Annotated in this window: 12 protein-coding genes; 6 read left to right on the forward strand and 6 right to left on the reverse strand. The window is 71.4% G+C overall.

All coding sequences use genetic code 11. The features are described from left to right. Positions 1-214: 214 nt before the first annotated feature. Together DMB66_RS31790 and DMB66_RS31795 are read right to left on the reverse strand one after the other, a co-directional pair. The gene (locus DMB66_RS31790) at positions 215-1,729 is read right to left on the reverse strand and encodes a plasmid pRiA4b ORF-3 family protein (RefSeq protein ID WP_199752735.1); all 1,515 of its coding nucleotides are present in this window, start codon (positions 1,727-1,729) and stop codon (positions 215-217) included. Between the two features lie 62 nt (positions 1,730-1,791). Next, positions 1,792-2,292 (reverse strand): hypothetical protein, encoded by a 501-nt coding sequence (locus DMB66_RS31795; RefSeq protein ID WP_125807812.1) that lies wholly within the window; start codon positions 2,290-2,292, stop codon positions 1,792-1,794. A 68-nt stretch (positions 2,293-2,360) separates the two neighbouring features. On the opposite strand from DMB66_RS31795, the gene DMB66_RS31800 reads away from it, so the two are divergent. Together DMB66_RS31800 and DMB66_RS31805 are read left to right on the forward strand one after the other, a co-directional pair. Next, positions 2,361-3,239 carry a LysR family transcriptional regulator gene (locus DMB66_RS31800; protein ID WP_125807813.1) on the forward strand — a complete coding sequence of 293 codons (879 nt, stop codon included), beginning with the start codon at positions 2,361-2,363 and terminating at the stop codon, positions 3,237-3,239. A gap of 136 nt (positions 3,240-3,375) precedes the next feature. Then, positions 3,376-4,002 (forward strand): thymidine kinase, encoded by a 627-nt coding sequence (locus tag DMB66_RS31805; protein ID WP_125807814.1) that lies wholly within the window; start codon positions 3,376-3,378, stop codon positions 4,000-4,002. A gap of 39 nt (positions 4,003-4,041) precedes the next feature. Here the strand turns inward: DMB66_RS31805 and DMB66_RS31810 are convergent, their stop codons facing one another. Further along, complete coding sequence (locus DMB66_RS31810) at positions 4,042-5,022, reverse strand: DMT family transporter (RefSeq protein WP_125807815.1); 981 nt, start codon at positions 5,020-5,022, stop codon at positions 4,042-4,044. An 82-nt stretch (positions 5,023-5,104) separates the two neighbouring features. Between DMB66_RS31810 and DMB66_RS31815 the strand changes: the two genes are divergently transcribed. After that, a complete protein-coding gene (locus DMB66_RS31815; protein ID WP_125807816.1) occupies positions 5,105-5,662 on the forward strand; it encodes a CGNR zinc finger domain-containing protein in 558 nt (185 codons plus the stop codon). Between the two features lie 92 nt (positions 5,663-5,754). On the opposite strand, the gene DMB66_RS31820 is transcribed toward DMB66_RS31815, so the two are convergent. After that, positions 5,755-6,846 carry an IS630 family transposase gene (locus DMB66_RS31820; protein ID WP_125807817.1) on the reverse strand — a complete coding sequence of 364 codons (1,092 nt, stop codon included), beginning with the start codon at positions 6,844-6,846 and terminating at the stop codon, positions 5,755-5,757. A gap of 105 nt (positions 6,847-6,951) precedes the next feature. On the opposite strand from DMB66_RS31820, the gene DMB66_RS31825 reads away from it, so the two are divergent. From DMB66_RS31825 to DMB66_RS31835, 3 genes are read left to right on the forward strand one after another with little or no spacing between them, the layout of a single operon-like run. Continuing rightward, positions 6,952-7,251: a hypothetical protein gene (locus DMB66_RS31825; RefSeq protein WP_125807818.1), complete on the forward strand. Its 300-nt coding sequence runs from the start codon at positions 6,952-6,954 to the stop codon at positions 7,249-7,251. 60 nt (positions 7,252-7,311) lie between these two features. Continuing rightward, the gene (locus DMB66_RS31830) at positions 7,312-7,518 is read left to right on the forward strand and encodes a type II toxin-antitoxin system VapB family antitoxin (RefSeq protein WP_125807819.1); all 207 of its coding nucleotides are present in this window, start codon (positions 7,312-7,314) and stop codon (positions 7,516-7,518) included. Further along, positions 7,515-7,934, forward strand: a complete 420-nt coding sequence (locus DMB66_RS31835; RefSeq protein ID WP_199752736.1) for a PIN domain-containing protein — start codon at positions 7,515-7,517, stop codon at positions 7,932-7,934. The genes DMB66_RS31830 and DMB66_RS31835 overlap by 4 nt, the downstream gene beginning before the upstream one ends. 57 nt (positions 7,935-7,991) lie before the next feature. Here the strand turns inward: DMB66_RS31835 and DMB66_RS31840 are convergent, their stop codons facing one another. Continuing rightward, positions 7,992-9,071 (reverse strand): LLM class flavin-dependent oxidoreductase, encoded by a 1,080-nt coding sequence (locus tag DMB66_RS31840; protein WP_125807820.1) that lies wholly within the window; start codon positions 9,069-9,071, stop codon positions 7,992-7,994. A 93-nt stretch (positions 9,072-9,164) separates the two neighbouring features. Continuing rightward, on the reverse strand, positions 9,165-9,690 hold a 526-nt coding region (locus DMB66_RS31845; RefSeq protein ID WP_370319584.1), incomplete at its 5' end, for an RCC1 domain-containing protein.

Consider the following 9,690-nt stretch of genomic DNA (forward strand, 5'->3'; position numbering starts at 1 on the left):
CAGGGTGTCGATGGGCTGGCCCGTGATCGCGGCGATGAGGTCGAAGTCCTTGTCGACGGCGAGCACGGTCAGGGCTGCCTTTTCGGCAGTCGCCGCGATCAGTAGGTCGGGAATTGACGGGGCGCGGTGCCGACGACGAGTCCATCCGCGGCGCTCGCCACGGCGTACTGCGTGATCATCCGTTGCCGGGCCTTGATGTTGACCCTGCCGTTGGTCAGCGTTCTTCGGTCAGCGCCCGGGTCACCTCGGCGGCGTCGAACCGGGCGGGCTGGAAGTCGGCGGCCGACTCCAGGCCGAGCCATTCCAGCCGGTCGCTGTGTTCCGGGTGGCCGGGATCGCTCAGCACCTCGACCAGTTCCTGGTAGCCCCAGATGCCGCCGCAGTCCTCCGGCGGGGCCGCGCGCCGGCCGCCGGTGCACTGCGGGTAGGCCACCGGCCGGCGGTCCGGCTGCTGCTCCACCACGATCTCGTGCGTCCAGTCGTCGCCGAAGTCGTATGTGTACTGCAGGCGGTCACCGACGCCGGGCGCGACCTGCTCCAGGGTCACCGGGCCTTCGGCGCGGTGATCCAGCTCCGGGTCGGCGACGCCGAACATGCCGTACGCGGTCTCGAAGACGTGCAGGTGGCATTCCTCCCAGCCGAACGCCACCTGGATGATGCGGTGCAGCTCGGACAGGCCGGTGTCGGCGGGCAGCTCCAGGCGCCGCCAGATCGGCGGTTGCGCCCCGCGCAGGCTCACCTTGATCTGATAGATGGGCGCCGGCGGGCCGGACTTCTTCCGCTTCGCCGGCAGCTTCGGCGCTGAGACACGCCGCTGATTGCGCCGCGCGGGCTGCCGCGGCGCGGCGCGAGGGAGCGGCTCGTCGTAGGCACCGTGCGGGGCCGGTGGCCGCGGCGGCTCGGGTAGTGCGCGCATCCGGGACCGGAGGAGCTCGGCCAGCAGGTGATAGCCGGGCCCGTCCTCGTCGCCGAGGTCCACGGGCGGCTCCGTCCCGTCGGTCTCCCGGTCGTGCACGGCCCGGGCCGCCAGGGCCCGCTCGACCTGCCAGCGGAATTCGGCGGGGTCCAGGACCTCGGGGGTGACCACCAGGCCGGCTTCGCGGGCGTCCGTCGCGACCGTGTCGATCACCTGGTCCATCATGTCGCCGGGAAAGAGCATGATGTCGGCCGCCGCGTGGCAGTCGGTGTGGTCGACGTTGACGATGAAACCGTGTGAGCGCCCGGACCGGTCGAAGGAGCAGAGCAGCATCGAGTCGGAGCCGGCCGGATCGGCGAATCGCCGGCATCGGCCGACGCTCGCCGGCGTCCCCAGCTCGCCCGTCCACGTCGGCGCCGGCAACCCCGCGCTCATCAGGCGCCCGGCGGCCGCGGTGAGCGCCGGAGCGTCGCTCACCGCGCCGAGCGCGAGCAGCACCGCGAGCGATTCCGGGGTGGCGAGCTGTGCCACGGCCGGCGCGATGCCCTCCGCGAGCGCCTCGGCGAAGCCCTCGCCGGCCAGGTCGCCCGCGGCCAGGAAGCCCGCGGCGAACAGCTCCGCCTCAAGCGGATCCTCCACCTCGAGCAGCGCCGCGCCGCCGGCGACCAGGTCTTCGACGAGGACCTGCGGGTCCAGCTCCGCCTCCGAGCACGCTGGGCAGTCGCACTCGTCCGGGGGACCCACGGCACGCAGGACACGCTGACCGGAACCGCGGGACTTGGCGCGCTTGCGACCACGACTGACGGGACTCACCCGACCATCGTGCCCGACAGCCGACAGTGCTTCCACCTCGGCCCTCACTCGTACGGGTGGGCTCAGCCGAGGCCGCGCGTGATCGCCTGCTCCACCTCCGCCCAGGTCGGGGTGTGCCGCACCCAGGCGGGCGGCGGGGTGCGTTGCGGTCCGAAAAGGAACCGGTGCGGCACGATGCCGCGCAGGGCCTGATGTACGTCGATCTTGTCGTCGACGAAGTGCGTGATGCCGAGGTCCGCGCAGTGCACAGCCTTGTCCGGCCGCTTGCGGCAGAAGCGGATGTGGTCCCGGGGGATGCCGGTGCGGGCGGCGAAGTCGTGGTGGTCGAGCCACTGCCGGGTGCTGCGCTGGACCCGCTCGCCGCACTTGGAGACCAGCCACACCTGCCCGAAGCGCGGCACGAGGCGGGCCAGCGTGTCGAAGGCGCCGGGTACGGCCGGCGTCGCCAGCATTCGGGCGGTGTCACCGCTGAAGAACTGGGTGTCGCTGCTGCCGGGGACGGTGCCCCCGCCGATGATGACCCGGCCGATGTCGACGCCGAGCCGGAGCTCCTGGGTGTTCATGTGACCAGCCTGGTGGCCGTGAAGCTAGTGCAGAACTATCGATGTCGGCGCAGATATAGTTTCCGGCTATGGATGAGCGGGCGGTCTCCGCCGACGCGCTGGCGTCGTTCGTCGTGTTCGCCGATCACCTCAACTTCACCCGCGCCGCCGCCGACCTGCACATCTCCCAGCCCGCCCTGCACGTGAAGATCCGCAAGCTGGGGCAGGCCCTGGGTCGGCCGCTCTATTACCGCAGCGGCCGGCGGTTGGTGCTCACCGCGGACGGCGAGACGGTCGCCCGCTTCGCCCGCACGCACGACGAGCGGCTCGCTCACTTCCTGGCCGAGTTCGCCGGGGCCGCACCGCGCCGGCCGGTGGTGCTCGCCGCGGGTCAGGGCGCCTACCTCTACCTGCTCGGTGACACGATCCGGGCGGTGCTGGCCGAGGAACCGACCCGGCTCCGTCTGATCAACTGCGACCACCGGCAGATGCTCGCCGCCGTCCGCACCGGTCAGGCCCACCTCGGGGTGAGCGTGCTCGATGTGCTGCCCGACGACCTGACCGCCGTCGAGCTGGCGACGTTCCCGCAGGTGCTGCTGGTGCCGGACGGCCACCGGCTGGCCCGGCGCCGCTCGGTGACACTGGCCGACCTGGCCGGCGCGAGCCTGGTCATTCCGCCCCAGCACCGGCCGCACCGGGTGCTGCTGGAACGGGCGCTGGGCGCCGCGGGCGTCGACTGGACGGTCGCCGTGGAGGCCGAGGGCTGGCCCTTGATCACGCATTTCGTCGCGCTCGGGGTGGGACTGGCGATCGTCAACGGCTGCGTACCGGCGCCACCCGGGCTGGCCGCCCGGCCGGTCACCGACCTGCCCCCGGTCGCCTACCACCTGGTCCACCAGCCGGCCGCCCTGACCGATCCGAGGGTCGCCGGCCTGCTGGACCGCATCCGCTCGAGCGGCCGGCCCTGACGTGCGCCGACGGTCGCCGCAACGGCAGCGGCTATCATCCTTTCGCTTGCCGCGCCGCGGTCCCGTGCCGCGCGCGCCGGGCCCGGCCGGGTCGCAGTCAACGACATGTCCGGATCCGGGAAGGCGGCAACGCACGGTGGCTCAGCTGCACTATCGGCACGCGGCGATGAACAGCGGCAAGAGCACCATGGTGCTGCAATACCGGCACACCTACGCCGCCTGCGGACGCAAGGGTCTGCTGATGACCCGCCTCGACCGGGCCGGCACCGGGATAGTCTCGTCCCGCATCGGCCTGGCCGCCGACGCGCTCGAGATCGGCGCCGCCACCGACCTGACCGAGCTGGTGCTGTCCCGCCCCGGGCCGCGGGTCGACCACGTCATCGTCGACGAGGCCCAGTTCCTCTCGCCGGAGCAGGTCGACCAGCTCGCCGCCCTCGTCGACGACCACGACATCGACGTGTTCACCTTCGGGCTGCTCTCGGACTTCCGCGGCCTGCAGTTCCCGGGCTCGGCCCGCCTGGTCGTGCTGGCCGACATCGTCGAGGCGCTGCAGGTCTACCCGATGTGCTGGTGCGGGCAGCCGGCCCGGATGAACGCGCGGGTCATCAGCGGCACGATGGTCCGCGACGGCGACACCGTCGTGCTCGGCGACACCGGCGCCGACGTCGGCTACGTCGTGCTGTGCCGCCGCCATCACCGCGCGGGGCAGCCGTACGCGCGAGAAGTAGTGCCGGAACCGGCGCTCGAGCCGGTCAGCGCCTGACGCGTGGATCCATCCGGGAGGCCGCCGCCGGGACGCTGATCACAGCGGCACCGGCTCCCGGGGCGGTTCGTCGGCGGTCGCCGGTGCGGCCTCGGCGGCTGCTTCGTCGTCGGCCGCCGAGCGCTCGCTCCGGACCGCCGCGATACCGCCGACGATCAGCGCCCCGCCCACGAATTGCAGCGGCGTCAGCTCCTCGCCCAGGACCAGCCAGGCGAACAGCGAGGCGGAGACCACCTCGAGCAGCCCGATGAACGACGCGAGCCGCGAGCCGAGGATGGCCGAGGCGGTGATCCCCGTCGCGTAGGCCACGGCCGTGCCGAGGACCGCGACGATGAGCAGCGGGATCCACCAGGGCACGGCGCCGCCGAACAGTGGCAGGTCGCCGAAGTCGGCGGTGAACGGCAGCAGGCCGGTCGCGCCGAGGACCGCGAGGACCACGGCGGCCAGCAGCAGGCCGGACCCGGCGAGTGCGACCGGGGGAAGCCCGTCGGCCGGGCGGGCGGCGATCGCGAAGTAGGCCGCGCAGCCGATCGCGGCGCAGAAGGCGATCGTCAGCCCGACCGGGTCGACGGCCTGCAGCGCGCCGGGGCCGATCACCAGGACCAGGCCGCCGACCGCGAGCACCGAGCCGAGCAGCACCGTCGCCCGGGGCATCCGCCGGGTGGTCGCCCAGGCGAATCCCACCAGCAGCAGGGGCGCCAGGTATTCGATGAGCAGGGCGGTCGACACCGGGATGCGCCGGATGGCGGCGAAGTAGGCGGCCTGGGTGAAGGCGACGCCGACCAGGCCCATGCCGAGGACCCGCCAGCGCCCGCGCCACAGGGCCGCCCACCGGCCGCGCAAGGAGAAGAGCACGAACGGCAGGAGCACGAGACCCGCGGTGAGCGCCCGGGCCGTGACGGCCGTGACCGGGGACCAGCCCGCCTCCAGCAGCGGCTTGACGAAGGCGCCGGAGGTGCCGAACGAGACGCAGGAGATCAGCGCCGCGATCAGGCCGGCGGACGTGGACGACGTCTTCATGCTGACTCCTCGGGCCGGTGCGTGTCATGGGCTAAGTTGGCTGACAACCCTGACGCTAGGTCGGTGCGAGTGAGGAGTCAAATTGCTTTTTGCCCCTGACACCGAGGAGTCGCTCGCCTTCGTGGTCGCGCTCGCCAACACCGACGCCGGCGCCTCCCGCGGCGGCGATGACGAGCTGGCGACCGTGGATCAGCTCGCCGACCTGCTGAGCCGGTACTCCTACACCGGGCGCTTCGACCGGGACGAGGCGGAGCTCCACGACGTCCGGCAGGCCCGGAGCGCGTTGCGCCAGGTGTGGACCCTCGACCGCGACGAAGCCGTGGTGCCCGTCAACGGAATGCTGCGGGACGCGAACGCGCTGCCCTTCCTCACCCGGCACGGCGCGGTGGACTGGCACCTGCACGCGACCCCGCCCGAGGCGCCGCTCGCGGAACGCATCCGGGTGGAGGCGGCGCTGGCCTTCATCGACGTGATCCGGATGAACGAGATGGGACGGCTGCGGGTGTGCGAGGCGGACGGGTGCACCGGCCTGCTGCTCGACCTCTCCCGCAACGGCCTCAAACGGTTCTGCACCGTGCGGTGCGGCAACCGGATGAACATGATCGCCTTCCGCGAGCGCCGCTCCCGCACTGGAAGGTGAAACAGTCGAACAAGCTGGAGGCACGGCTCCCGCAGAAACGAAAGAAGCTGCCACTGTGGAAGCTCGACTAGTGTCGCGTGATTCTGGTTGTGCTACTTGGCATTGTTGTCGACGAGTTGCCTGACACTGGCCTGCACCCAGCGGACCTTGGCCAGGATCTCGTCGGCGGTGGCGGTCCAGACGAACGGTTCCGGATCGGTGTTCCAGTGCTCGATGTAGGCGCGGATGCGGTGGATCAGGGCGTTGACCGAGGTGAACGTGCCCCGCCGGATGGCCTGCTTGGTGATGATCCCGAACCAGGTTTCGATCTGGTTGATCCACGACGATCCGACCGGGGTGAAGTGGAAGGTGACGTTCGGGTTCGCGGCCAGCCAGGCCCTGACCTCGGGGGTGTCGTGGGTGGACAGGTTGTCCAGCACGACGTGGATCTCCTTACCCGCATGCGGTTTCACGGCTCGTTTGACGAAGCCGAGGAACTCCACCGCGGTGCGCCGGGGATGGCAGTCGGCGAAGACCTCGCCGGTGCCGGTGTTCAACGCCGCGAACAGATTCGTGGTGCCGTGCCGCTTGTAGTCATGCGTGCGCTTCTCCGGCAGGCCGAAGTCCAGCGGCAACAACGGCTGGGTCCGATCCAACGCTTGGATCTGGGTCTTCTCGTCGATCGACAACACCACCGCCCCGCCCGGCGGGTCCAGATACAAACCGATCACGTCGGCGACCTTCTCCGCGAACGCCGGATCCTTCGACAGCTTGAACGTGCCCTGCCGGTAAGGCTGCAACCCGTTGTCCCGCCACAGATTCGCCACGTAATGCCAGGACACCGCCACACCCTCGACCCGCTTCACATACGCGGCCATCTCCCGGCTCGACCAGTGCGACAACCCCGTCTCGACCGGCGGCGACATCCGGGACAACGCCAGGATCCGCCCGCGTACCCAGGCCGGCACCTGCTCACGCGGCGCGGCATGAGAGCCGTCCTCCAAACCGGCCAGACCACCACCGGCGTACCGGGCCACCCACCGATCCACCGTCGGCAACGACACCCCAGCCAACACGGCCACGTCCTTACGCCGACGGCCCTCGGCCATCCACAACACGATCCGCGCCCGGGTCGCGACCACCGCCGACACATCCCGACTGTTCAGCACCGCCCGCAACTCCGCAGCCCGCTCCTCGTCCAGCATCACACCAGGATCAACGAACCAGTCACATAACGCAACCAGCATCACGAGACACTAGATGACGACTCGCTCCGGCTGGCCTGGGCCCTCAGCCAGCTCGTGCGTGCCGTGGCCCGGCTCGCTCTCGCGCCGGAGGTCCAGCGGGACTATCTCCGCCGGTTAGGGGTCGGCGGCTCGGCGGACGAGCTCGCCCTCGAACTGGACGACACCGCGCAGCGGCTGGATGAGCTCGAAGGCGCCGGCTGGATCGAGCCGGAGCGGGCGGCCACGATCCGCCGGATCGACGGGATGCTGAACGCGATGAGCGGCCCGCCGAACGCCGCGCTGTGGGAGCCGGAGGCGCTGTCGGCCGCACCGGAGTGGGCCGAGGTGCGGGCCGCGGCCCAGGAATTCCTGCTGGCGCCCTGAGTGCGCGGGCCCACGCCGGCGCTGATGTATACAGCAGGGGTTGGCTGATATCATGAGCTCATGAGAACGATCATTGATGTTGACGATGCGTTGCTCGACGCCGCTCAGTCCGAGCTTGGAACCGCCACGAAGAAGGACACGGTCAACGAGGCGCTGCGCTACGTCGCTGAGCGCAACGCGCGGTCGCGAGCCGTTCTTGATGACCCGTTCTTCCTCGGCGGCTCGGATCTGACCGACGCTGAGGTGATGGGTGGCGCTCGGCGTTGACCACGTTGTTCCTCGCTGATACATCCGCCTACACGGTCGCCCGTCGCTCGTCGGCGGCGGAGGCCCGCCTCAGGGCTCTGGCGGCGGATGGAGTGCTCGCCACCTTTGTTACGGTGGATCTTGAACTTGGTTACTCGGCCCGCGACCCCTCCGAGCACCAAGGGGTTTTCCGTACTCGTCGTCAACTGGTCCAGCTCGCGTCGATTGACGAGATCGCGATGCGTGCCCGCGAGGTACAGGCACTGATGGCTACGCGGAGCCAACACCGCGCCGCCGGCGTCATGGATCTCCTCACCGCTGCGGCAGCGGAGCACTACGGCGCCTCGGTTCTGCACTACGACGCTGACTTCGATCACATCGCCGCGGTCACCGGACAATCGGTCGCCTGGGTAGCTCCGAGAGGTTCCGTGTCATAGGACGGCCACCCGGTGCAGGACCTGCTGCCGAGCAGGAAGTCGCCGCCCCGGCCTCGTCTACTGGACGCCGCCAGCAGATCCCGGCCGTGGGTCGCCAGGAACGACGGTGGCCGGCGGGAGAGCGGCCGGCCGCCAGCCCAGCGCCGGGCCGAGGGCGCCCGCGATGTCGGTGAGGATCTGCACGTAGTCCTCGTGGTCGAAGGTGAACGGCAGGGCGAACGCCACCTCGTCGATCTCCCGGAACGCCGCGTGGGCGTGGAGCCGCTCGGCGATCTCCGCCGCGGTGCCGACCAGGTCCGGCGCGAACAGCAGCCGGGCCGGTCCCTGCGGTGTGGCGGTGCGGGGAGTGCGTTTGCGGGCGTACTCCTCGTACTTGGCCCGCTGCGTGGCCGTCGCGTTGTCGGTCGGGATGACCACCAGGCCCTGGGAGACCCGGGCGCGCTCGCCGTCGGGGTGGTGGGCGCGGAACTCGCGGACGTGCGAGAGCTGGATCTGCTCGAAGTCCGCCGACTCCTCCGCCTTCACCACGCTGCTGGTGAGGAAGTTCATGCCGTTCTCGCCGGCCCAGCGCGCCGACCGCAGGCTCGCGCCGCCGTACCAGAGGCGCCGGCCCAGGCCCGCGGCGTGCGGCTGGACGCGGTCGGAGAAGACCTCGAAGCCCTCGACCCCGCTGAAGTCGGTGGCCGGCTCGCCCCGGACGAAGTCCAGCAGCCGCCGTACGCGCTGGTAGCCGAAGTCCTCGGCCGCCGCGGTGTCCGGATAGAGCGCCGGCCCGACCTGCTCGTAGTGCATCGGCGGCCCGACGCTGACGCCCGGGTTGAGCCGGCCGCCGCTCAGGATGTCGACGGTGGCCAGGTCCTCCGCCAGCCGCAGCGGATTCTCCCAGCCCAGCGGGATGACCGCGGTGCCCAGCTCGATCCGGGTGGTGCGCTGGGTCGCGGCGGCCAGCACGGCGACCGGGGAGGAGATGCCGTACTGCAGGTGCCGGTGCCGGACCCAGGCGCTGTCGAAGCCGAGCCGTTCGCCCAGCGCGATGATCTCCAGCGTCGACTCGTGCCCGGCGCGCGGGTCGTCGCCGTCGAACAGGCCGATGGTCAGGAACCCCAGCTTCCGCAGCGGGGACGACGGAACGGGCACAGCGCTCTCCTCGGCCGGCGGGCATGACGTTGACTCGATCTTGCGCCTCTCCGGGCGCGCGCGCCAACGGCGTCTCATCGCGGGCTTCCGGCGTCACCCGATGGCGAGCGTGGCGTCGGCGTCCGGGCCGGCGCCGAGGGGCCGCCCGGCGAGGGCGTCGATCCGCTCCGGAGCATCGCGATCCGTCGCATCACCCAGCCCCAACTGGCCCGCGGCATTGGCGCCCCAGCACCAGACCGCGTCACCGGTGGCCGTGGCGCAGGTGTGCAGGCGGCCGGCGGCGACCGAGGTCCAGCCCGCGTCCGCACCGACCTGGGCGGGGGCGTCCCGGTCGGCGGTGTCGCCCAGGCCCAGCTGGCCCGCCGCGTCGGCACCCCAACACCACAACGTGCCATCCGTACGCACAGCGCAGCTGTGCCGTCCCCCGACCGTGACGGCACGCCACTCGGCCGCGCCGACTTGGGCCGGGGCCGCGCGGTCGGTGGTGTCGCCGAGTCCGAGCTGGCCGGCGTCGTTGGCGCCCCAGCACCACAGCGATCCGTCCACGCGCGTGGCGCAGGTGTGTGCCATCCCGGCGGCGACGGAGGCCCAGGTGGTCGCGGCGCCGACTTGGGCTGGG

The organism is Actinoplanes sp. ATCC 53533 (assembly GCF_003947245.1).

What these genes read in the sequence shown, in the direction of transcription:
- DMB66_RS31795 (WP_125807812.1), bottom strand. Translation starts at nt 2,292, where the DNA reads ATGAACACCCAGGAGCTCCGGCTCGGCGTCGACATCGGCCGGGTCATC.
- DMB66_RS31820 (WP_125807817.1), bottom strand. Translation starts at nt 6,846, where the DNA reads ATGCTGGACGAGGAGCGGGCTGCGGAGTTGCGGGCGGTGCTGAACAGT.
- DMB66_RS31800 (WP_125807813.1), top strand. Translation starts at nt 2,361, where the DNA reads ATGGATGAGCGGGCGGTCTCCGCCGACGCGCTGGCGTCGTTCGTCGTG.
- DMB66_RS31810 (WP_125807815.1), bottom strand. Translation starts at nt 5,022, where the DNA reads ATGAAGACGTCGTCCACGTCCGCCGGCCTGATCGCGGCGCTGATCTCC.
- DMB66_RS31830 (WP_125807819.1), top strand. Translation starts at nt 7,312, where the DNA reads ATGAGAACGATCATTGATGTTGACGATGCGTTGCTCGACGCCGCTCAG.